Annotated in this window: 20 protein-coding genes; 12 read left to right on the top strand and 8 right to left on the bottom strand. The window is 68.2% G+C overall.

What is annotated here, in order from left to right; genetic code table 11:
- Positions 1–279: 279 nt before the first annotated feature.
- From HDC36_RS14800 to HDC36_RS14755, 10 genes are all read left to right on the top strand, one after another.
- Positions 280–645 carry an ATP synthase subunit I gene (locus HDC36_RS14800; protein ID WP_179568774.1) on the top strand — a complete coding sequence of 122 codons (366 nt, stop codon included), beginning with the start codon at positions 280–282 and terminating at the stop codon, positions 643–645.
- 27 nt (positions 646–672) lie between these two features.
- On the top strand, positions 673–1,467 hold the full coding sequence (gene atpB, locus HDC36_RS14795) for a F0F1 ATP synthase subunit A (protein ID WP_179568772.1): 795 nt from the start codon (positions 673–675) through the stop codon (positions 1,465–1,467).
- 78 nt (positions 1,468–1,545) lie between these two features.
- Positions 1,546–1,845: a F0F1 ATP synthase subunit C gene (gene atpE, locus HDC36_RS14790; protein ID WP_046978353.1), complete on the top strand. Its 300-nt coding sequence runs from the start codon at positions 1,546–1,548 to the stop codon at positions 1,843–1,845.
- A 117-nt stretch (positions 1,846–1,962) separates the two neighbouring features.
- On the top strand, positions 1,963–2,433 hold the full coding sequence (locus tag HDC36_RS14785) for a F0F1 ATP synthase subunit B (protein ID WP_179568770.1): 471 nt from the start codon (positions 1,963–1,965) through the stop codon (positions 2,431–2,433).
- A 1-nt stretch (position 2,434) separates the two neighbouring features.
- Positions 2,435–2,962: a F0F1 ATP synthase subunit delta gene (locus tag HDC36_RS14780; protein WP_179568768.1), complete on the top strand. Its 528-nt coding sequence runs from the start codon at positions 2,435–2,437 to the stop codon at positions 2,960–2,962.
- A 147-nt stretch (positions 2,963–3,109) separates the two neighbouring features.
- A complete protein-coding gene (atpA, locus tag HDC36_RS14775) occupies positions 3,110–4,657 on the top strand; it encodes a F0F1 ATP synthase subunit alpha (protein WP_179568766.1) in 1,548 nt (515 codons plus the stop codon).
- 110 nt (positions 4,658–4,767) lie between these two features.
- Positions 4,768–5,631: a F0F1 ATP synthase subunit gamma gene (atpG, locus tag HDC36_RS14770; protein ID WP_179568764.1), complete on the top strand. Its 864-nt coding sequence runs from the start codon at positions 4,768–4,770 to the stop codon at positions 5,629–5,631.
- Positions 5,632–5,753: 122 nt separating this feature from the next.
- Positions 5,754–7,160: a F0F1 ATP synthase subunit beta gene (gene atpD, locus HDC36_RS14765; RefSeq protein ID WP_179568762.1), complete on the top strand. Its 1,407-nt coding sequence runs from the start codon at positions 5,754–5,756 to the stop codon at positions 7,158–7,160.
- A gap of 174 nt (positions 7,161–7,334) precedes the next feature.
- Positions 7,335–7,757 carry a F0F1 ATP synthase subunit epsilon gene (locus tag HDC36_RS14760; RefSeq protein WP_179568760.1) on the top strand — a complete coding sequence of 141 codons (423 nt, stop codon included), beginning with the start codon at positions 7,335–7,337 and terminating at the stop codon, positions 7,755–7,757.
- A gap of 321 nt (positions 7,758–8,078) precedes the next feature.
- On the top strand, positions 8,079–8,651 hold the full coding sequence (locus HDC36_RS14755; RefSeq protein ID WP_179568758.1) for a chorismate mutase: 573 nt from the start codon (positions 8,079–8,081) through the stop codon (positions 8,649–8,651).
- A gap of 184 nt (positions 8,652–8,835) precedes the next feature.
- Here HDC36_RS14755 and HDC36_RS14750 read toward each other — a convergent pair whose 3' ends face one another.
- A complete protein-coding gene (locus HDC36_RS14750; RefSeq protein WP_179568756.1) occupies positions 8,836–9,219 on the bottom strand; it encodes a GtrA family protein in 384 nt (127 codons plus the stop codon).
- 144 nt (positions 9,220–9,363) lie between these two features.
- On the opposite strand from HDC36_RS14750, the gene glmU reads away from it, so the two are divergent.
- Together glmU and HDC36_RS14740 are read left to right on the top strand one after the other, a co-directional pair.
- Positions 9,364–10,728 (top strand): bifunctional UDP-N-acetylglucosamine diphosphorylase/glucosamine-1-phosphate N-acetyltransferase GlmU, encoded by a 1,365-nt coding sequence (glmU, locus tag HDC36_RS14745; protein ID WP_179568754.1) that lies wholly within the window; start codon positions 9,364–9,366, stop codon positions 10,726–10,728.
- Positions 10,729–10,848: 120 nt separating this feature from the next.
- A complete protein-coding gene (locus HDC36_RS14740) occupies positions 10,849–11,805 on the top strand; it encodes a right-handed parallel beta-helix repeat-containing protein (RefSeq protein ID WP_179568752.1) in 957 nt (318 codons plus the stop codon).
- A gap of 370 nt (positions 11,806–12,175) precedes the next feature.
- Here HDC36_RS14740 and HDC36_RS14735 read toward each other — a convergent pair whose 3' ends face one another.
- The 7 genes from HDC36_RS14735 to HDC36_RS14705 all read right to left on the bottom strand — a co-directional run bounded on the left by HDC36_RS14735 (position 12,176) and on the right by HDC36_RS14705 (position 21,378).
- Complete coding sequence (locus HDC36_RS14735; RefSeq protein ID WP_179568750.1) at positions 12,176–13,528, bottom strand: HAMP domain-containing sensor histidine kinase; 1,353 nt, start codon at positions 13,526–13,528, stop codon at positions 12,176–12,178.
- Positions 13,525–14,862, bottom strand: a complete 1,338-nt coding sequence (locus HDC36_RS14730; RefSeq protein ID WP_179568748.1) for a sigma-54 dependent transcriptional regulator — start codon at positions 14,860–14,862, stop codon at positions 13,525–13,527. Before HDC36_RS14730 ends, HDC36_RS14735 begins: the two co-directional genes overlap by 4 nt.
- A gap of 157 nt (positions 14,863–15,019) precedes the next feature.
- Positions 15,020–16,192 (bottom strand): FtsX-like permease family protein, encoded by a 1,173-nt coding sequence (locus tag HDC36_RS14725; protein WP_179568746.1) that lies wholly within the window; start codon positions 16,190–16,192, stop codon positions 15,020–15,022.
- A gap of 17 nt (positions 16,193–16,209) precedes the next feature.
- Positions 16,210–17,442 carry an FtsX-like permease family protein gene (locus HDC36_RS14720; protein ID WP_179568744.1) on the bottom strand — a complete coding sequence of 411 codons (1,233 nt, stop codon included), beginning with the start codon at positions 17,440–17,442 and terminating at the stop codon, positions 16,210–16,212.
- 1 nt (position 17,443) lies between these two features.
- Entirely contained in the window at positions 17,444–18,772 is a 1,329-nt protein-coding gene (locus HDC36_RS14715) for an ABC transporter permease (protein WP_179568742.1), read from the bottom strand.
- Positions 18,773–18,811: 39 nt separating this feature from the next.
- Positions 18,812–20,038: an FtsX-like permease family protein gene (locus HDC36_RS14710; protein ID WP_179568740.1), complete on the bottom strand. Its 1,227-nt coding sequence runs from the start codon at positions 20,036–20,038 to the stop codon at positions 18,812–18,814.
- A gap of 38 nt (positions 20,039–20,076) precedes the next feature.
- Entirely contained in the window at positions 20,077–21,378 is a 1,302-nt protein-coding gene (locus tag HDC36_RS14705) for an ABC transporter permease (RefSeq protein WP_179568738.1), read from the bottom strand.
- Positions 21,379–21,391: the final 13 nt, after the last annotated feature.

Genomic DNA, 21,391 nt, shown 5'->3' with positions numbered 1-21,391 from the left:
GGGGCTCCATGGGTCCGCGCTGCAAATCGACGAGGATGGGCGCAGTCCCTGCATGATCGGACCGGAGGCGGGAGGAAAAGTTCCCACGCAAATCCCTGTTGCGATGCATCAATGCAGGCCGCGGTGCGGGTCCGCGACGTGCTATCGTTGGCGGCTTGGCTGGATCCGGGGACGGCCGCGACCTTTGGCGGTTGTCTCGCAAATTGTCCCATTGCTATAATTCCGCGGCTCGACGGACGCGAAGACGTCCTCAACCCACCACCAACTGCAGGATTTTCTGTGCTGAACTCCGTTGATGCGGGTCGGCGGCTGATGCTGCGCGCAGCGATTTACCCGCTGGTGGCGGTGGCCGTGGTTTCCCTGGCGTTCCTGCTGCTGGGGCCGAAGTACGCCATGGGCGCTGCCGCAACCGGGCTGGCGACGGTGGCGGGAGGATGGCTGGCGGCACGCACCGCGTTGAGCGGCGGCGTGCAGGCGGCTGGTGCGGCGATGGCGCGGTTGATCGTGGCCATGGTGCTGAAGTGGGTGTTGGTATTCGCGGTACTCGCGCTGGGCTTTGCCTGGTGGCGGCTGCCTCCTCTGGCCCTGTTGGCGGGTATCGCCACCGGGCTGATGTTCCAGGTTCTGGCTCTGGCCAGACGTTGATCGAATCACGATAAAGGCTCAGGACTCATGGCGGGCGAGGAAGCAACCCCTACCTCCTACATCCAGCACCACCTGCAAAACCTCACCTTCCAGGTGCAGGAGGGCGGGTTCTGGCAGGTGCACGTCGATACCCTGGTCATGTCGGTGCTGTCCGGCCTGCTGATGGTGTTCGGCTTCTGGATCGCCACGCGCAAGGCCACCGCCGGCGTGCCGGGCAAGTGGCAGGCGTTCGTGGAGATCCTGCTGGAGTTCGTCGACCGCCAGGCCAAGGACACCTACCACGGCACCAGCAAGCTGGTGACCCCGATCGCGATCACCCTGTTCTTCTGGATCCTGATGATGAACCTCATCAAGATGATCCCGGCGGACTTCATCGCGATCCCGCTGAGCTGGGCCGGCGTGCACTACTGGAAGCCGGTGCCCACCGCCGACGTCAACGCCACCCTGGGCATGTCGATCAGCGTGTTCTTCCTGATGATCTTCTTCTCGCTGCGCTCCAAGGGCGTGGGCGGGATGACCAAGGAATTCCTGACCGCCCCGTTCGGCAAGTGGATGCTGCCGTTCAACCTGATCCTCAATATCGTCGAGTGGCTGAGCAAGCCGATCTCCCTGGCGATGCGACTGTTCGGCAACATGTTCGGCGGCGAGATCGTGTTCCTGCTGATCTGGGTGCTGGGCGGTGCCGGCATCGTCGGCGCACTGGCCGGCGGCGCATTCGGCTTCGGCTGGATGCTGTTCCACCTGCTGGTGATCCCGCTGCAGGCTTTCATCTTCATGATGCTGTCCATCGTGTATCTGAGCCTGGCGGAAGACAGCCACTGACGTTTCTGCTTCACGCGTTTTAAGCAACCCTTCGTTCGATTCACCATCCTCAAGCAACTTTAGTTCTCGGAGAAAACCATGTACTTCGCCGTCCTGACCAACCTCGCCCAAGTCCAGAGCTCCACCGTCCTCGCCGTCGGCATCATGATCGGCCTGGCCGCGCTGGGTGCCGGCCTCGGTCTGGCCATCATGGCCGGCAAGTTCCTGGAGTCGGCCGCGCGCCAGCCGGAACTGATCCCGGTGCTGCAGGTGCGCATGTTCATCACCGCCGGCCTGATCGACGCCGCGTTCATCATCAGCGTCGCGGTCGGCCTGCTGTTCGCGTTCGCCAACCCGATGATCGGCGAGTTCGTGTCGCGCCTGCCGCAGGGCGGCTGATCCAGTAGCACCGGCGGACGGTCGCAGCGATGCGGCCGCCCCGCTGCGGATGAAGGTTCGGACGCGCCCGCCGCGATGGCGGCGCGTCCACCCCGTCACTTTGGCTGAGCGTACCCAATGAATATCGGTCTCACCCTCTTTGCCCAGGCGCTGGCGTTTGCCGGTCTGATCTGGATCGTCGCGACCAAGATCTGGCCGCCGCTGATGCAGGCCATCGAAGAGCGCCAACAGAAGATCGCCGAAGGCCTCGCCGCCGCCGATCGCAGTCAGAAGGATCTGGCGCAGGCGCAGGAAAAGGTCAACGAAGCGCTGAAAGACGCACGCGTCAAGGCCAACGAGATCATCGATCAGGCCCACGCGCGCGCCAACCAGATCGTCGAAGCGGCCAAGAACGAGGCGATCGCCGAGGCCAACCGGCAGAAGGATCTGGCCCAGGCCGAGATCGACGCCGCGGCCAACCGTGCGCGCGAGGACCTGCGTCGCCAGGTGTCGCTGCTGGCGGTGAGCGGTGCGGAAAAGCTGCTCAAGCGCGAAATCGACGCCAACGCCCACAAGGCGCTGCTCGACGAGCTGGCGGCGGAGATCTGAGATGAGCCAGGCCCTCACACTGGCGCGTCCGTATGCCCGCGCCGCGTTCGCCGCGGCCAGCGATGCCGGCAAGCTCGCGCCCTGGTCGCAGGCCTTGGCGTTCTCCGCCCAGGTCGCCGCCGATCCGCGCGTGGCGGCGTTGCTGCACAACCCGCAGCTGCAGCGCGAGCAGGCGGTGGCGCTGCTGGCGCCGCAGGTGGCCGACGAGCAGTACGCGCGCTTCCTCAGCCTGCTGGCCGAAGGGCAGCGGCTGCCGCTGCTGCCCGAGATCGCCGGGCTGTACGATCAGCTGCGTGCCGAGGCCGAATGCGTGGTCAAGGCCAACGTGACCTCGGCCACCCAGCTGAGCGACGCGGAGGTGGCCTCGTTGAAGGTGGCGTTGAAGCAGCGCTTCGGCCGCGAGGTCGAGATCACCACGGCGGTGGACGCTTCGCTGATCGGCGGCGCGGTGATCGACGCCGGCGACGTGGTCATCGACGGTTCGCTGAAAGGCAAGCTGTCGCGCCTGCAATCCGCACTGGCCCACTAAGAAGCGGGAATGGCGAATAGAGAAGAGAGAACCCGGCCCGGCGGCGACGCCACCAGCGATTCCCGATTCCCCATTCCCGATTCTCAAAGAAGCTAACCACACGTCGCCATCCGCCTTCGCGCGGTGGACGATCCGAAGGAAACCAAGATGGCAACCACGCTCAATCCCTCCGAAATCAGCGAACTGATCAAGAACCGCATCGAGCAGGTCAAGCTGACTGCGGAGTCGCGCAACGAAGGCACGGTCACCAGCGTGTCCGACGGCATCGTGCGCATCTTCGGCCTGGCCGACGTGATGCAGGGCGAAATGATCGAACTGCCGAACGAGACCTACGCCCTGGCGCTGAACCTGGAGCGCGACTCGGTCGGCGCCGTGGTGCTCGGCGACTACGAGAACCTGCGCGAAGGCGACGTGGCCAAGACCACCGGCCGCATCCTGGAAGTGCCGGTGGGCAAGGAACTGCTCGGCCGCGTGGTCAACGCGCTGGGCGAGCCGATCGACGGCAAGGGCCCGCTGGGCACCTCGCAGACCGCGCCGGTGGAGCGCGTGGCGCCGGGCGTGATCTGGCGCAAGTCGGTCGACCAGCCGGTGCAGACCGGCTACAAGTCGGTCGACGCGATGATCCCGATCGGCCGCGGCCAGCGCGAGCTGGTCATCGGCGACCGCCAGACCGGCAAGACCGCGCTGGCGATCGATGCGGTGATCAACCAGAAGACCACCGGCATCAAGTGCGTGTACGTGGCGATCGGGCAGAAGGCCTCGACCGTGGCCAACATCGTGCGCAAGCTGGAAGAGAACGGCGCGCTGGCGCACACCATCGTGGTCGCCGCGACCGCCTCCGAATCGGCGGCGATGCAGTACATCAGCGCCTACGCCGGCTGCACCATGGGCGAGTACTTCATGGACCGCGGCGAAGACGCGCTGATCGTGTACGACGATCTGTCCAAGCAGGCCGTGGCCTACCGCCAGATCTCGCTGCTGCTGAAGCGCCCGCCGGGCCGCGAAGCGTATCCGGGCGACGTGTTCTACCTGCACAGCCGCCTGCTGGAGCGCGCCGCGCGCGTGTCCGAGGACTACGTGGAGAAGTTCACCAACGGCGAAGTGAAGGGCAAGACCGGTTCGCTGACCGCGCTGCCGATCATCGAAACCCAGGCCGGCGACGTGTCCGCGTTCGTGCCGACCAACGTGATCTCGATCACCGACGGCCAGATCTTCCTGGAAACCGACCTGTTCAACGCCGGCATCCGTCCGGCGGTGAACGCCGGCATCTCGGTGTCGCGCGTCGGCGGCGCCGCGCAGACCAAGATCATCAAGAAGCTCTCCGGCGGCATCCGCATCTCGCTGGCGCAGTACCGCGAGCTGGCGGCGTTCGCGCAGTTCGCCTCGGACCTGGACGAAGCCACCCGCAAGCAGCTCGAGCGCGGCCAGCGCGTCACCGAGCTGATGAAGCAGAAGCAGTACCTGCCGATGTCCATCGCCAACCAGGCGCTGTCGATCTACGCGGTCAACGAAGGCTTCCTGGACGACGTGCCGGTCAACAAGATCGGCGCGTTCGAGGAAGGCCTGCACGCGCACTTCGCCAACACCGCCGGCGAGCTGATCGCCAAGGTCAACGACAGCGGCGACTGGAACGGCGAGATCGAAGCGGCGTTCAAGAAGGGCATCGGCGAGTTCAAGACCACGGGCAGCTGGTAAGTCAGCAGCAGGGATTCGGGATTAGGCATTAGAGATTCGCAGGAGCGGGATACGGGGGGCTTCGGCCAATCCCGAATCCCGATTCCCGAATCCCACGAGCGGAGCGAGTAATGGCAGGCGGACGCGAAATCAAAACCAAGATCAAGAGCGTGCAGAACACCCGCAAGGTGACGCGCGCGCTCGAGATGGTCTCGGCCTCCAAGATCCGCAAGGCGCAGGATCGGATGAAGACCTCGCGCCCGTACGCGCAGGCGATGAAGCAGGTGATCGGGCATCTGGCGCAGGCCAGCACCGACTACACGCATCCGTTCCTGGTGCAGCGCGACACGGTCAAGCGCGTCGGCTACATCGTGATCTCCTCCGATCGCGGCCTGGCCGGCGGCCTCAACAACAACCTGTTCCGCAAGATGCTGGGCGAAGTGCGCCAGTGGCAGGACAAGGGCGCCGGCATCGACGTGGTCACCATCGGCCAGAAGGCCTCGGTGTTCTTCCGCCGGCTCAAGGTCGACATGGTCGGCAGCGTCAGCCACCTCGGCGACGTGCCGCAGCTGGAACAGCTGATCGGCGTGATCAAGGTGATGCTGGATGCGTTCACCGAGGGCAAGGTCGACCGCGTCTACCTGGTCTACAACCGCTTCGTGAACACGATGACGCAGAAGGCCAGCTTCGACCAGCTGTTGCCGCTGCCGGCGGCGGAGAACCAGGTCGCGCACCACGACTGGGACTACCTGTACGAACCCGATGCCGCGACCGTGCTGGAGCACGTGATGACGCGCTACATCGAGTCGCTGGTGTACCAGGCGGTGCTGGAGAACGTGGCCTCCGAGCATGCCGCGCGCATGGTCGCGATGAAGGCGGCCAGCGACAACGCCAACAAGCTGATCAGCACCTTGCAGCTGATCTACAACAAGGCGCGCCAGGCGGCGATTACCCAGGAAATTTCCGAGATCGTCGGCGGCGCAGCCGCTGTGTAGCCGGGAATGGGGAATGGAGAAACGGGAATGGTCGAAGCAGCAGCGCTTGATCTTCCCATTCCCGATTCCCCTTTCCCCATTCCCGACACCAGATTCGCATAGACATTAGTGGAGTTATCCAAATGAGTCAGGGCAAGATCGTTCAGATCATCGGCGCGGTCGTCGACGTCGAATTCGCGCGTGCCGATGTGCCGAAGATTTACGACGCACTGAAGGTCGAGGGCACGGCCATCACGCTGGAAGTCCAGCAGCAGCTGGGCGACGGCATCGTGCGCACCATCGCGCTCGGTTCCACCGACGGCCTCAAGCGCAACCTGCTGGCGACCAACACCGGCCGCGCGATCTCGGTGCCGGTCGGCCCGGGCACGCTGGGCCGGATCATGGACGTGCTGGGCCGCCCGATCGACGAGGCCGGCGACGTGCAGGCCACCGACCATTGGGAAATCCACCGCGCCGCGCCGAGCTACGAAGACCAGTCCTCGGCCACCGAGCTGCTGGAAACCGGCATCAAGGTCATCGACCTGATGTGCCCGTTCGCCAAGGGCGGCAAGGTCGGCCTGTTCGGCGGCGCCGGCGTCGGCAAGACCGTCAACATGATGGAACTGATCAACAACATCGCCAAGGCGCACTCGGGTCTGTCCGTGTTCGCCGGCGTGGGCGAGCGTACCCGCGAGGGCAACGACTTCTACCACGAGATGAAGGACTCCAACGTCCTGGACAAGGTCGCGATGGTGTACGGCCAGATGAACGAGCCGCCGGGCAACCGTCTGCGCGTGGCGCTGACCGGCCTGACCATGGCCGAGTACTTCCGCGACGAGAAGGACGAGAACGGCAAGGGCAAGGATGTGCTGCTGTTCGTCGACAACATCTACCGCTACACCCTGGCCGGTACCGAAGTGTCGGCGCTGCTGGGCCGCATGCCGTCGGCGGTGGGCTACCAGCCGACCCTGGCCGAGGAAATGGGCGTGCTGCAGGAGCGCATCACCTCGACCAAGACCGGCTCGATCACCTCGATCCAGGCCGTGTACGTGCCCGCGGACGATTACACCGACCCGTCGCCGGCGACCACCTTCGCCCACCTCGACTCGACCGTCGCGCTGTCGCGCAGCATCGCCTCGCTGGGTATCTACCCGGCGGTGGATCCGCTGGATTCGACCTCGCGCATGATGGATCCGAACGTGATCGGGCACGAGCACTACGACACCGCCCGCCGCGTGCAGATGACCCTGCAGAAGTACAAGGAACTGAAGGACATCATCGCGATCCTGGGCATGGACGAGCTGTCCGAAGAGGACAAGCAGTCGGTGTCGCGCGCGCGCAAGATCGAGCGCTTCTTCAGCCAGCCCTTCCACGTGGCCGAAGTGTTCACCGGCTCGCCGGGCAAGTACGTGTCGCTGAAGGACACCATCCGCGGCTTCAAGGGCATCGTCGAAGGCGAGTACGACCACCTGCCGGAGCAGGCGTTCTACATGGTCGGCAGCATCGAAGAAGCGGTCGAGAAGGCCAAGAAGATGGCCGAGAAGGCCTGATCTGGATCCCGGCCGCGTGGCGGCCGGAATCCGGGAATGGGGAATCGGGAATCGAGAATCGCAAAGGCGGGACACGTGGCATCCGAGGCATCGCGTAGTGGTTAAGAGAAGGCAGCTCGCTTCTCCCATTCCCGATTCCCGGCTCCCGATTCCCGCCTCACCCAGTGAGGCACCATGAGCACCATCCGTTGCGACATCGTCAGCGCCGAGCATGAGATCTACCACGGTGAAGCGACCCTGGTGGTCGCCACCGGCGAGCTGGGCGAGCTGGGCATCGCGCCCAAGCACGCGCCGCTGATCACCCGGCTCAAGCCCGGCAAGGTGGTGGTCACCACCGCCAGCGGCGAGCAGCTGGATTTCGCCATTTCCGGCGGCATCCTCGAGGTGCAGCCGCAGGTGGTGACCATCCTGGCCGACACCGCGATCCGCGCGCAGGACATCGACGAGGCGTCGGTGCGCAAGGCCAAGGAAGACGCCGAGCGCATGCTGGCCAACCGCGGCGAGGGCATCGACGTGGCCGAGGCGCAGGCCAAGCTGGCGGAAGTCACCGCGCAGCTGCAGGCGCTGGAACGCCTGCGCAAGAACCTCAAGCACTGAGTCTCGCGGCGCGCGCCGTCTGGCGCAGGCATGCGACGAAGACGCCGGCGACTGCCGGCGTTTTTCGTTTGTGGGCCACGTCCGCTGTACGCCGTGCCGTTTCGCAGCGGCGAGGAGCGCAGCTGCCGTCTCGCGCGTAGCGCCGGCATCGCCGCAACAGTGACGCGGCGCACGGCGCAGGCTTTATCGCCGCTGACTCGGCGGCGCCGGCGCGTGCCAGGCGCGGCGCGATGCAATGAAAACGTCCTCCGGCTTCGGCAAGATGGCCGCCCGATCTGCGGATTCATTCCCCCACGCAGACGGTTTTTCAGGAGAGACCCGATGACCGCTTCCGTCGCTGCCACACTCCCGCGCGTGCTGAGCGCGCTGCTGGCCGGCACTGCGATGCTGGGCTGCGCGATGCCCGCGCGCAGCGCCACGCCGCTGGAACCGCTGCTCGACCGCATCGTCGAGCGCAACGCGATCGGCGACCAGGTGGCGCTGAGCAAATGGGACAGCGGCAAGCCGGTGCTGGACGCCACGCGCGAAGCCGCGGTGCTGGCCAGCGTGCGCGAGCAGGCGCCGGCGCACGGCGTGGATGCGGACGATGCGGCGCGCTTCTTCGGCATGCAGATCGAGTCCAACAAGCTGGTGCAATACCAATTGCTGGAACGCTGGCGGCTGCGCGGCCGCGCCCCCGACCAGCCGCGTCCGGACCTGACCGCGTTGCGTGCGCGGCTGGACCAGCTGCAGGGCGAAATGCTGGACGCCTTGCAGGCCAGCGCCGCGGCGCGGCAGGCGCCGGAGTGTCCCGCGGCGACCGCGCGCGCGGCCGAGGCCTATGCGTTGCGCTGGCAGCTGGACCAGGTCCATCGCACCGCGCTGGTGCGCAGCCTGGGCGATTTCTGCCACTGAGCGAGGCGAGCGGGGCGCAGTCGTCCCGATTGCACCGGCATGCGGCCTGCGCGGTCGAGGGCGTGCGGGCCGCGCCATGCGCAGCGGCCTGTTTTTTGTAGGAGCGTTCAGCCGCGACGGGCGTTGCCGAGAGTGCCTGTCGCGGCTGAAGCCGCTCCTACAGGGGTGTGCTGCGTGCCGCGCCTTAGCGGTACACCACGTGCCGCCCCACGAAGAACGACAGCACCGCCAGCAGGCCTTCGACCACCGGCTTGGCCAGCCAGGCCAGGCGCAGGCCCAGCGCGTCCACGCACAGCGCCACCAGCCAGGTGCTGAGCAGGGTCATCAGGATCCACACCGCCATGAAGCGGCCGAACCGCTGCCAGCCCAGGCGCGCGCCGTCGCCGCTGGCGAAGGTGATGCGGCCGTTGAGCCAGAAGCCGAGCAGGGCGCCGCAGACGCGGCCGAGCACGTTGGCCGGGATCGGCGGCATGCCGGCGGCGGTCGCCGCGACGAACACGCTCCAGTCGATCAGCAGTTGCAGCAATCCGATCACGACGAATTGACTGCCCTGGCGCAGCAGACTCATGGAAGCCCTGGGTTGGGATCAAGCGCGCATGCTAGCGTCTGCCACGCAGATGTAAATGCCGCGGCGTCGCGACGCTGCGGGCGTTGCGGCACGCTGACGCGGCTGCCTCTAAAATCCCCGTCTGACCCGGAATGGAACTTCCCCATGAGCCTGCCCCTGCACGTCGTGATCCTTGCCGCCGGCGCGGGCAAGCGGATGAAGTCCGCCAAGCCCAAGGTGCTGCAACCCATCGCCGGCCGGCCGATGCTGGCCCACGTGATCGACACCGCGCGCCAGCTGCAGCCGGCGGCGATCCATGTGGTCTACGGCCATGGCGGCGACGCGGTACGCGCGGCCTTCGGCGACCAGCCGGATCTGCTGTGGGCCGAGCAGGCGCAGCAGCTGGGCACCGGACATGCGGTGCAGCAGGCGATGGCCGAGGTGCCGGATGCGGCCACGGTGCTGGTGCTGTACGGCGACGTGCCGCTGATCCGCGCCGACACCTTGTTGCGCCTGCTGCACTCGCCGGGGCGGCTGGCGGTGCTGGTGGCCGAACCCGACGACCCCAGCGGCTACGGCCGCATCGTGCGCGACGCGGCAGGCAAGGTCGCGGCGATCGTGGAGCACAAGGATGCCGATGACGATCAGCGCCGCATCCGCGCCATCAACACCGGCATCGTCACCGCCGAATCCACCGCGCTCAAGCGCTGGCTGGCGCAATTGCGCAGCGACAACGCGCAGGGCGAGTATTACCTGACCGACGTGTTCGCCGCCGCCGCCGCCGAATTCACCCCGGCGGAGATGGTGCTGGTGGCCGATCCGATCGAGGCCGAGGGCGCCAACGACCCGTGGCAGCTGGCGCAGCTGGAGCGCGCCTGGCAGCTGCGCGCGGCGCGTGCGCTGTGCGAGCAGGGGGCGCACCTGCTCGATCCGAACCGGCTGGACCAGCGCGGCCGCGTGCGCGTGGGCCGCGACGTGTGCATCGACGTGAACGTGGTGCTGGAAGGCGAGGTGGAGCTGGGCGACGGGGTCAGCATCGGCCCGTTCGTGCGGCTGAAGGACGTGGTGCTGGGGCCGGGTACCGAAGTGCGCGCGCACTGCGACCTGGAAGGCGTGGTCACCGAGGGCGCGGTGATGATCGGCCCGTTCGCGCGACTGCGGCCGGGCACGGTGCTGGCCGACGGCGTGCACATCGGCAACTTCGTCGAGACCAAGAAGGCGGTGCTCGGCGTCGGCAGCAAGGCCAATCATCTGAGTTATCTGGGCGATGCGACGATCGGCAGCGGGGTCAACATCGGCGCCGGCACCATCACCTGCAACTACGACGGCGTGAACAAGTCGCAGACCACGATCGGCGACGACGTCTTCGTCGGCTCCAACAGCGCGCTGGTGGCGCCGCTGACGATCGGTGCCGGCGCGACCATCGGCGCCGGGTCGGTGATCACGCGCGACGCGCCGGCCGGCCAGCTCACCGTGGCGCGGGCGCGGCAGGCGACGCACGAAGACTGGAAGCGGCCGAAGAAGAAATAGCCGCCAGCGCGCGCCCGGCGGCGCGTGACAGGCATCGCAGCCGCACGCGCGGAGCCGCGCTAAGGTGGCGCGGCTGGCCGGATCCGGCGCCAGCGTCGCAACGCTCCATGGAGGTGTTCGATGTCGGTCCGACGCATGCGCTGGTGGGTCCTGGTGTTGCTGATGGCGGCGAGCGTCGTGCACGCGCAGACCTTCCGCCTGTACCTGGCGCCCGACGGCGACGATGCCGCGGCCGGGACCAGCGCCGCGACCGCCTTGAAGACATTGAGCGCCGCGCAGCAACGGCTGCTGGCGCAGCCGCCGCCGGCCGCGGTGGAAATCGTGGTCGCGCCCGGGACCTATCTGGGCCAGTCGGTACGCTGGACGTTCCGCAACGGCGCGCCGCTGCGCATCGTCGCCGCCTCCGGTGCAGGCACGATGCCGCACTTCGACGGACGCGGCGGCGGCACCTGGTTCACCCTGCGCGGCGGCGGCAACCAGCGCACCCAATTGCAGTTCGTCGGCCTGGAGGTCAGCGACTACTGGATGGCGATGGATCTGGGCAGCAGCAACGCGGCCGCCGACGGCAACGCCGGCAACGAGATCCGCGGCATGCGCTTCACCCGCATCGGCGGCATCCACGGCCAGGGCGATCCGGCGTACTCGTATGCGGCGATCCGCTTGCAGAACTCGCGCGACAACGTCATCGCCGACAATCAGTTCAGCGCGATCGAGAACAGCAAGGAAACCTCCGGCTACATCCATGCGCTGTATCTGGCGCGGCATTCGACCGGCAATACCGTCGAGGGCAACAGTTTCACCGACGTCAACGGCGACGTGGTGCGCACCCGCGATGCGTCCGACGATACCCAGGTGCGCGGCAACCATTTCGTGCACGCCGGCAAGTACGCCGCGTTCTCCGACTGGTTCGATCCGGAGCAGGGCGAATGTCCGTCGCAGGGCGGGCGCTTCGTCGACAACACGGTCGGCGCGGGCTATTACGGCGCGATACCCGCGACCGCCACGACCGGAGCCGACGACGCCTGTGGCGCGCTGGGCGCGCCGCGCATCGTCGAGAGCGGCACCGTGCACGAGTGAAACTGCGTGCCGCAACGGCGAATCTGCGGCGTGCAGCGCGATGAGGGAATTTGTGGGAGCGACTTCAGTCGCGACGGGCGTTACCGGTAGAGCCCGTCGCGACTGAAGTCGCTCCTACAGTGGCAACATCACGTGGCATCGCCTGGATCGAAATGCGCTAGCTCGCCGATGCCAGCGGCAACGGCACCGCCACTCCGGCGCGATTCCCGCCAGCGCCACGGCCGGCGCCGACGCCGCGCATCGTCGAGAGCGGCACCGGACACGATTGAGCACGTATGCACCCTTGTAGGAGCGGCTTCAGCCGCGACAGGTTCTACCGGAAATGCCTGTCGCGGCTGAAGCCGCTCCTACAGGGATGCGTGAGGCGTCATCAGCCCGCCGACGCCAGCGGCAACTGCACCGCCACGCACAGCCCGCCTTCGTCGCGGTTCTGCAGCGACAGGCGGCCGCCGTGCGCTTCGACGATCTCGCGGGTCAGCGCCAGGCCCAGGCCGGTGCCGTTGCGCTTGGTCGAATAGAACGGCATCAGCGCGTTGTGCAGCACCGCTTCGTTCATGCCGCTGCCGCGGTCCAGCACCTCGATGCGCAGCCATTCGGGGCGGGTGGAGACGCGGATGCGCACGCTGTCGGCCGGCGCCAGGCCCTCGGGACTGGACTCGTGCGCGTTCTTGACCAGGTTGAGCAGCGCCTGCTGCAGCTGCGCCGGGTCGACCCGGCTGTGCAGGTCGGGCGCTTCCAGTTCCAGCGCGAACGGGATCTGCTGCTGCAGCCCACCCAGGAACTGCGCCCAGTGCACGGTCTGCAACTGCGGCTGCGGCAGCTTGGCGAAGCGCGCGTAGCCGCGGATGAAGCCTTCCAGGTGCCGCGCGCGCTCTTCGATGGTGCCGAAGACTTCCTCCAGCCGCTCCACCTTCTGCCGCCGCACCAGCTCGGCGCCGGAGTGCGCCAGCGAGGCGATCGGCGCCAGCGAGTTGTTCAATTCGTGGCTGATCACCCGGATCACCTTCTTCCAGGTATGCACTTCCTGGCGACGCAGTTCGGCGGTGAGCAGGCGGATCAGCAGCAGTTCGTGCGGGCGGCCGTTGAGGCGGAAGCGGCGCCGCGACAGATGGTAGACCTGCTCCTCTTCCGGATCCTCGTCGTCGTCGATGGTGAACAGGCTGTCGCCGCCGCGCGCCACGGCCTCGCGCAGCGCCGGCGGCATGCCCAGCAGCAGGTCGTCCAGGCGCTGGCCTTCCAGCTTCCAGCCGCCGTGCAGCAGCTTGCGCGCGGCCAGGTTGGAGAACACCACGCGGCGCAGGCCGTCGCCGCCGTTGGAGGTCAGCAGCATCGCCACCGGCGTGTTCTGCACCATGGTGTCGAGCATCAGTTCGCGCTGCGCCAGGCCCTGGCGTTGCTCGCGCAGGATCTCGCCCAGCTGCCGGTGCGCGGCGACCATCTCGCCCAGTTCGTCGTCGCCGCGCCAGTGCACGCCGAAGTTGTATTCGCCGTCGCGGTAGCTGCTGACGGTCCCGGCCAGGGCGCGGAACAGCGAGCGCATCGGCGCGGTGGCGCGGCGCAGCGTCCACCACATCAGCACCAGCAGCGACAGCGCCGAGAAGGTCACCACTTCCCAGCCGCGGTCCATCCAGTACGCCAGCAGCCACGGCATCGCCGCGGCCAGCGCCAGCACCGGCAACAGGCGCAGGAACAGGCCGACGGTGAACGAGCGGCGCAGTTTCATTCGCGCGGGATTCCGTAGCGGTCCATGCGCCGGTACAGCGCCTGCCGGCTCATGCCCAGTTCGGCCGCGGCCTGGGCGATGACGCCGTTGGCGCGGCCGAGCACCGCGACGATGCGCTCGCGGTCCGGTTCGGCGCCGGGTGCGGCACGCTGCGCTGCGGGCTTGGGCAGGTTGAGGTCGGCGGCCTCGATCACGCGGCCGCCGGCCAGCAGTTCGGCGCGCTGGACGACGTTGCGCAGCTCGCGCACGTTGCCGGGCCAGGCGTGCCGCTGCAGCGCCTGGGCGGCGCCGGCCGACAGCGGCTTGGCGCCGGACAGGAAGTGCTCGGCCAGCGGCAGGATGTCGCCGGGCCGGTCGGCCAGCGCCGGCAGCGACAGCTCCACCGCGTTGAGCCGGTAGTACAGATCTTCCCGAAACATGCCGTCGCGGATCATCGCGGTCAGGTCGGCATTGGTGGCGCTGATCACCCGCACCTTGACCTGGCGCTCGCGGTTGGAGCCCAGCCGTTCGAAACGCCCGGTCTCCAGCACGCGCAGCAGCTTCATCTGCCCGGCCAGCGACAGGTTGCCGATCTCGTCCAGGAACAGGGTGCCGCCGTCGGCGGCCTCGAACTTGCCTTCGCGGACCTTGTTGGCGCCGGTGTAGGCGCCGGCCTCGGCGCCGAACAATTCCGCTTCGATCAGTTCGGCCGGAATCGCGCCGCAGTTCAGCGCCACGAACGGACCCTGCCGCATCGGCGAGTTGGCCTGGACGATCTCGGCGATCTTCTCCTTGCCGCTGCCGTTGGGGCCGGTGATCAGCACCGGCAGTTCCGAGCGCGCGACCTGGCAGGCCAGGGCGATGGCGCGCTCGCTGGCCGGGTCGGCGAACACCGCGCCGCGCAGGTCGTAGCGCTGCGCCAGCTGCTGGCGATGGCGGCGTTCGCCGTCGCGGCGCCGTTCCAGTTCGCGCCGCGCTTCGGACAGTTCCAGCAGGTTGTTGACCGTGGTCAGCAGCTTGCGGTCGTCCCAGGGTTTGGCCAGGTAGTCGGCGGCGCCGGCCTTGACGAGTTCCACGGCGCTGCTGAGCTGGGTCCAGGCGGTCAGCAGGATCACCGGCAGGTCCGGGTGGCGCGCGCGGATCGCATCGAACAGCGCCACGCCTTCCTCGCCCGAGGTGGTGTCGGCGGTGAAGTTCATGTCCTGCAGCACCAGGTCGATATCGCCCTCGGCCAGGCGCTGCAGCCCGGCATCCGGACTGTCTGCATGCACCGTCTCGATGTCGTGCAGCGAGAACAGCACTTCCAGCGCGGTGGCGACGGCGGGGTTGTCGTCGATGATCAGGATGCAGGGCATCGGGAACCTTGTCGGATGGCTTGGGCGGAACGGGCGAATGCCGGACGAAGCGGCATCATCGCAGTCCCGGTGTGGCTTGTCGTGTGTGCCAGCGGCCATCGGCATGCGGCCGATGCCATCGCGGGCGCGGGCGATGTGGCGACTACGCGCATGCCCATCACCGATACGCCGCAGGCGACAGCCGCGCCGCGCGAACGGCCGGTCCGCGCATCGCCAGCCAGCCGGCAGCGAGCAACAGCGACGCGATGGCCAGGGCGGGCAGTGGCGGCGGCGACAGCGCTGCGGCATCCGGCAGAACCCGGCGCAGCAGCGCGGCGACGCCCGCGCCGATGGCGACGCCCAGGCCGCACAGCAGCAGGTTTTCCTGATGCAGCTGCCGGCGGATCTGCGCCGCGCGCGCGCCCAGCGCGCGACGCAACGCGATCTGCCGGTAACGCTGGCGCACCATCAGCTCGCTGATGGCGTAGACCGTCGCGGTCGTGGCGAGCAGCCACAGCGCCGCACCTGCCGCCAGCAGCATCAGCCGCTGGCGATGCAGGCGCCGTTGCTGCGAGCGCAGTTCGCCGGCGCTGCCCAGCTCGTGCATCCGCCCCGCTGCGATCCGCTGCGCATCCGCCCCCAGGCGCGCGCGGAGCTGCGTCGGATCGCCGTGCGCGATGCGCAGCACATACAGCGCGTCGCCGTCGTCGCGCAGGCGCAGCGCCAGGATGGCGCCGTCCTCGTCGCCGGTGCCCGGCGCGCGCAGCCGCTCGACGATGCCGACCACCCGTGCCGGCGGCCGGCCGCCCAGATACACCGCCTGTCCCACCGCGTCGCGGCCGGGGAACAGCCTCGCTGCCAGCGACTGGGTCAGGATCACCCGCTGCGCCAGGTCCAGCGCGGTGGGCGAGGCGAGGTCGCGGTACTCGTCGCTGGCGAAATCGCGGCCGCGCTGCAGGCGCAGGCCCAGCGCCGCCACGAGTCCGGGACCGCCGAGGTAGGTGGTCACGCGGAACTGTCCGCCGGCGCCGTCGGCGCGCGGTCCCATCAGCGTGCTCCAGTGCTCGGGTCCGAACGGCAGCTGATTGATCGCCGCCACGTGCAGGACGCCGGGGATCGCGCGCAGTGCCGCCGCCTGGCGCTGCGCTTGCGCGGCGGACACGCGGCCGTTGAGCCGCAGCGTCAGCAGATGCGCATCGTCGTCGATGCCGCTGGAGGCGTGCATCCGCGCATGCGCCTGCGACGCCAGCGTGCCCATGGCGAGCAGCACCGGATAGCCGAGCGCCATCTGCAGCACGATCAGCATCGCCAGCAGCGGGTGCCTGTACGGCGAGATCAGCAATCGATCCATGATCCGACGCGATCCGCTCAGGCGCTGCGTGTGGCGACCGCGGGCGGCACGGCGGCGGCGCGTTGCGCCGGCCACAGCACCGCCAGCTGGCCGAGCGCAAGCAAGGCCATGGCCGCCGCCGGCAGGTAGCCCGGCGGCAGGCGCGACAGGTCGTAGTGGCGCATCAGCGCCTGGTTGAGCAGCACTGCCAGCGCCATGCCCAGCACGCTGCCGCTGCCGACGATCAGCAGGTTCTCGGTCTGGAAGTAGCGCAGGATGTCGCGGCGGGTCGCGCCGATGGCGCGGCGAATGCCGATCTGGCGCGTGCGCTGCTGGACCCAGAAGCTGGCCAGCCCACCGATGCCCAGGGCGGTGACGAACAGCAGGCCCGTGGTCGCCGCGAGCAGCAGCCCGATCATGGTGGCATCGCGCTGGAAGTAGCGCTGCCGCACCTGCGCGAAACTGCGCCGCCCCTCGTTCGGAATCAGCCGCAGCGGGCCGGCCTTGGCCAGCACGCCGGCCGCGGCGGCCAACACCCGGTCGCGGTCTTGCGGGGCGCTGCGCAGCAGGTATTGCGTCTGCGAGCCCATGGGACGCTGTGGCGACAGCGCGACCAGGCGATCGACCGCGGCGCCGCGCAGCATCGGGCGCAGCAGGTCGTCGACCACGCCGACGACGGTGCTCTGGCTGTCGCCGTAGAGCGTTTTGCCGACGGCCGGCTGGTCCGGCCACAGCCGTTGCGCCAGCGCGCGGGTGACGATCAGCGCGCTGGGGGGCGCGGTGGAGTATTCGTCGGCATGGAAATCGCGGCCGGCGACCAGGTGCGCGCCCATGGCCTGCACGAAACCTGGGGAGCCGACGTAATACGTGGCCTGGATGCAACCGGAAACGTCCATCGATCGCTGCGCGTTCGCACGTTCCAGCGCTTCCCGGTCGGCGCAGCCGCCATAGTCGTTGGCGCCGCCGGACAGCGGCATGCTGGCGCCGATCGCGGTCGCCGCCTTGACCCCGGGAATCCTGCGCAGCGCCAGCAGGTCGGCTTGCTGCTGGGCCTGCGCATTGTCGCTGCCCTGCAGGCCGCGCACCGAGATCAGCGAGAGTTCGTCCTCGGGCAAGCCGCTCGGGGTCCGCAACCGTTCGATCCGGCCGCCGATCAGGAACACCGCGTTGGCGACGAAGGCGCAGGTCAGCGCGACCTGCAGCGTCAGCAGCGCGGCGGTGAGGCGATGGTGATGCAGGCTGGAGAGGATGGGGCGGATCGGCAGGTTCATGTCAGATGTCCTTGATCTGCAGGGCGGGGTTGATCCGGCTGGCCCGCCAGGCCGGCAGCAGGCCCGCCAGCAGCGCGGCGACCACCGCCAGGGCCACGGTGGCCAGCAGCATCTGCAGGTCCATCCGCGCGATCCTGGCGTAGTCGTCCGGGCGCTGGCGCACGCTCCACAATCCCAGTTCGGCGATCGCGGTTCCCAGTGCGCCGCCGAGCAGCCCGATCAGCGCGGCTTCGCTGCCGAACTGCAGGAGCATGTGGCCGCGCCGGGCGCCGAGCGCGCGGCGCACGCCGATCTCGCTGCCGCGGCGAAGGAACTTCGCCAGCAGCAGGGCGATGACGTTGACCAGGCAGATCCACAGGAAGCCCAACGCCAGCAGCGTCTGCAGGCGCACGTCGTCGGGCACCATCCGCAGGTGGCGCAGCCAGTCCATCAACGCATACAGCCGGGCACGCTGCGGCGGGCGCTGGAAGCGTCCGCTGGCGTGCTGGGTCGCGGCATAGTCGTAGAGGAAGCGCTGGTAGGCGGCTACCTGCTGCGGCGTATCCAGCTGCACCCAGAACTGCAGCCAAGTGGTGGAAGGGTCCTTGAGGCGCGCCTGGTCGCTGCCACTGAACGCATCCCAGCTGCTGACGCTGCTGCTGGTGTCCAGGCCCAGCTCCATCGCGGTGGCCAGCGGGAGGAAGAAATCGTCCTGCTGACCGAAGCCGCCCTTGCTGTTCGGGTCGGCATAGAACAGCGGTTGCGGATTCCATTGTCCGGCCACGCCGATCACCTGGAAGCCGATCCGCTGTTCGCCGAGCGCAACCCTCTGGCCGATCGGATCGCGTGCGCCGAACAGGGTGTCGGCCAGTGCGCGGCTCAGCACGATGACGCGGGCATGGTTCTGGTCGTCGCTTGCGTTCCAGCCGTGTCCGCGTTGCAGCGGTATGCCGAACAGGGCGAAGAATTCGGCGGTGGCGTAGCGGCCGCTCAAGTCGAGCGGCGGACTGGTTGCGCGCTGCGGCCACAGCAGCGCCTGCCCGCCCGCCATTGCCGCCTGGTGGGTAGCGCGGTTTGCCCGCAGCAAGGCCATTGCGTCGGGCCAGGTGAGGTTGTCCGAAGGGTTGCCCCATTCCTGGCTCTCGGGGTAGCTGGCCGGCAATGGATCCAGGTGCGGGGCGTAGAGCGTGCCGCTCCTGCCCGGCAACGGATCGCGCGACATCACGTGCAGTACCGTCAGCATGGTCATGCTCGCGCCGATGCCCAGGCCGATCGCCAGCACCATCAATGCGGTGGCGATCGGCGTGCGCAGCAGACTGCGCCAGGCCATCGTCAGGGAGTAGTACAGCATCCGGACGTTCCTCGGTTGCGTGTCGTCGTCTGCGCTAGGTCAGGCGCTGCGCGTGGCCACCGCCGGCGGTACGCGGGTGGCGCGGCGCGCCGGCCCGAGCACCGCGAGCTGGCCGAGCAGCCACAGCGCCAGCGCGCCGACCGGCAGGTACCACAGCGGCAGCCGCGGCAGTTCGTAGGCGTTCATCAGCCACAGATTGGCGGTGTAGGCCAACAGCATGCCGAGCACGATGCCGGTGCTGGCGAGCAGGAAGTTCTCGGTCTGGAAATGCAGCAGGATCTGCCGGCAGGTCGCGCCGAGCGCGCGGCGGATGCCGATCTGCTTGGTGCGCTGCTGCACCCAGAAACTGGTCAGGCCGACGATGCCCAGCGCGGTGATCATCAGCAGGGCCACGCAGACGCCGACCAGCAGCCAGGCCATGGACCGATCGTTGCGATAGTAGGCCGCGCGCGCCTCCTGCAAGGTCCTGCTGTCCTTGTTCTGGACCATGCGCCTGGGGCCGTGCGCCAGCAGGGCGGTACGCGCCTGCTTCAGTACTGCCTCGCGCTGCGCCGGGTCGTCGACCCGCAGCAGGTAGGTTCCATTGGTGTAGGGCATGTTCACCGGGAACAGCATCGCGTCCTCGTAATCGGCTGCGATGCCGAAGTCGCGCGGCTGCACCAGGCGTTGCACGATGCCGACGATGCGATGCTCGCCGAAGACATGGATGCTGCGGCCCAGCGCGGTCCCGTCCGGGAACAGGCGCTGCGCCAGCGCCTGGCTCAGGATCACTGCCGGCAGCGTGCCCTTGTCGTTGGGATCCTGCAGCCGTGCGTAGTCGAGGAATTCGTCCGCATTGAAACGGCGGCCGGCGACGAGCGTGAGCCCCAGCGTGTCCAGCAGCTGCGCATCGCCGAAGTAGTTGGTAGCGCGCAAGGTGCTGCGTTGCTGGTCGGCGCTGAGCGAGATGCCGCTGGACCCGACCGTGCTGCCGAACAACGGCTGGTTGACGACGCTGGCGTTGCGCACGCCGGGGATCCGGCGCAGGGCATCCAGATCCTCGCGGGTCAATGCGGCACTGTCGTCTTTCCTGTCCACGCTGCGGATGCGCAATTGCACGATCTGCTGTTCGACCGCCCCAGTGGGCCGCTGCATGCGTTCCAGGCGCAGGTTGATCAGGAACAACGCGTTGCACACCACGGCGCAGCTGAAGGCGATCTCCAGCACGATGAGCAGTGCGGCAATCTTGTGCTTGCGCAGGCTGGAGAGGATGGGGTGGATGTGCACGGCTGATGGTCCTGAAAGGGATGGAGGCGCGCGGCGCGTCATTGCGACTTGAGTTGCAGGGCGGTCTGCACGCGCATGGCCTGCCATGCCGGCAGCGCACCGGCCAGCAGACTGCTGGCCAAGGCCAACACCAGCGTGACCAGCAGCATGCTGCCGTCCATATGCGCCAGCGCGGCATAGTCGGCCGGTTGCCGCCGCACCAGCCACAGGCCGATCCAGGCGAACAGCAGGCCGAGCGCGCCGCCGGCCGCGCCGATCATCCCGGCCTCCACCAGGTGCTGTGCGAAGATCGCGCGGCGCGACGCACCGAGCGCGCGGCGCACGCCGATCTCGCCGCCATGGCGCATGAACTTGGCCAGCATCAGGCCGACGGTATTGAGTAGGCAGATGCCCAGGAACACCAGCGCCAACCACAGTTGCAGGCGCACGTCGGCAGGCACTGCGTGATTCCTGTCCAGCCAGGTCATCACGTCGCTCAGACGGATGTCCGCCGAATGGCTGAAGCGCCCGGCATCGTGCTGCTGGCGCGCGTAGCTGTCGAGATAGTCGCGGTACGCGGCCTGCTTGCCGGCGTCGCCCAGTTCGACCCAATACTGGATCCACACGCAGGGGGCGTTCTCGCCGTTCGGGCCGTTCGGACTGTCGCCCCAACAATCCATCGTGCCTCTGCTGCCGAGCTCCAGGTCGCGCGAGGTGGTGAACGGAACGAACACGTCCTCGCTGTCGGCGTAGGTCTCGTTGGTCATGTCGTAGAAACGCGGGTTCATGCTCCAGTCTTCGGTCACCCCGACGATGCGCAGCACCGTGTCGCCGATCTGCAGGTCCTTGCCGACGCTGTCGATGTCGCCGAACACCTGCTCGTTCAGATGCCGCGAGATCACCGCGATTCGCGCACGCCGGCCATCGTCCTCGGCGGTCCAGGCATGGCCGTAGCGCATCGGCACGGCGAACATCGGGAAGAAATCGGCGCTGGTGTAGCGCGCCTCCACGGAAAACGGGGTCTGCTCCGCGCGCGCGGGCACCACGGTGACGCCGCCGGCGGACATCATCGCCTGGCGGTCGCCGCGCTTGTCGCGCAACAGCGCTTCGGCATCGCGGCGGGTCAGCTGCAGCGGTTCGGTCGCGCCCGGCTCGTACTTTTCGTCCGGATAGACGTTCATTTCCACATAGAACAGTTGCCCGCTCTTGCCCGGAATCGGGTCGGCGGCCAGGACGTGGAACACGGTCAGCGTGGTCATCGACGCGCCGATGCCGACCGCGATGGCGAGCACCATCAACGCGGTCAGCAGGCGGTTGCGGCCGAAGCTGTGCAGTGCCAGTTTGCAGTAGTAGCCGAACATCGGGAGTCCTGGA

This window comes from Xanthomonas sp. JAI131, assembly GCF_013410075.1.
Lineage (GTDB): Bacteria > Pseudomonadota > Gammaproteobacteria > Xanthomonadales > Xanthomonadaceae > Xanthomonas_A > Xanthomonas_A bonasiae.
This window is presented reverse-complemented; position numbering and strand designations above follow the sequence as displayed.

Coding starts and splice junctions, on each gene's coding strand:
- atpB (WP_179568772.1), top strand. CDS start 673: ATGGCGGGCGAGGAAGCAACCCCTACCTCCTACATCCAGCACCACCTG.
- atpE (WP_046978353.1), top strand. CDS start 1,546: ATGTACTTCGCCGTCCTGACCAACCTCGCCCAAGTCCAGAGCTCCACC.
- HDC36_RS14785 (WP_179568770.1), top strand. CDS start 1,963: ATGAATATCGGTCTCACCCTCTTTGCCCAGGCGCTGGCGTTTGCCGGT.
- HDC36_RS14780 (WP_179568768.1), top strand. CDS start 2,435: ATGAGCCAGGCCCTCACACTGGCGCGTCCGTATGCCCGCGCCGCGTTC.
- atpA (WP_179568766.1), top strand. CDS start 3,110: ATGGCAACCACGCTCAATCCCTCCGAAATCAGCGAACTGATCAAGAAC.
- atpG (WP_179568764.1), top strand. CDS start 4,768: ATGGCAGGCGGACGCGAAATCAAAACCAAGATCAAGAGCGTGCAGAAC.
- atpD (WP_179568762.1), top strand. CDS start 5,754: ATGAGTCAGGGCAAGATCGTTCAGATCATCGGCGCGGTCGTCGACGTC.
- HDC36_RS14760 (WP_179568760.1), top strand. CDS start 7,335: ATGAGCACCATCCGTTGCGACATCGTCAGCGCCGAGCATGAGATCTAC.
- HDC36_RS14755 (WP_179568758.1), top strand. CDS start 8,079: ATGACCGCTTCCGTCGCTGCCACACTCCCGCGCGTGCTGAGCGCGCTG.
- HDC36_RS14750 (WP_179568756.1), bottom strand. CDS start 9,219: ATGAGTCTGCTGCGCCAGGGCAGTCAATTCGTCGTGATCGGATTGCTG.
- glmU (WP_179568754.1), top strand. CDS start 9,364: ATGAGCCTGCCCCTGCACGTCGTGATCCTTGCCGCCGGCGCGGGCAAG.
- HDC36_RS14740 (WP_179568752.1), top strand. CDS start 10,849: ATGTCGGTCCGACGCATGCGCTGGTGGGTCCTGGTGTTGCTGATGGCG.
- HDC36_RS14735 (WP_179568750.1), bottom strand. CDS start 13,528: ATGAAACTGCGCCGCTCGTTCACCGTCGGCCTGTTCCTGCGCCTGTTG.
- HDC36_RS14730 (WP_179568748.1), bottom strand. CDS start 14,862: ATGCCCTGCATCCTGATCATCGACGACAACCCCGCCGTCGCCACCGCG.
- HDC36_RS14725 (WP_179568746.1), bottom strand. CDS start 16,192: ATGGATCGATTGCTGATCTCGCCGTACAGGCACCCGCTGCTGGCGATG.
- HDC36_RS14720 (WP_179568744.1), bottom strand. CDS start 17,442: ATGAACCTGCCGATCCGCCCCATCCTCTCCAGCCTGCATCACCATCGC.
- HDC36_RS14715 (WP_179568742.1), bottom strand. CDS start 18,772: ATGCTGTACTACTCCCTGACGATGGCCTGGCGCAGTCTGCTGCGCACG.
- HDC36_RS14705 (WP_179568738.1), bottom strand. CDS start 21,378: ATGTTCGGCTACTACTGCAAACTGGCACTGCACAGCTTCGGCCGCAAC.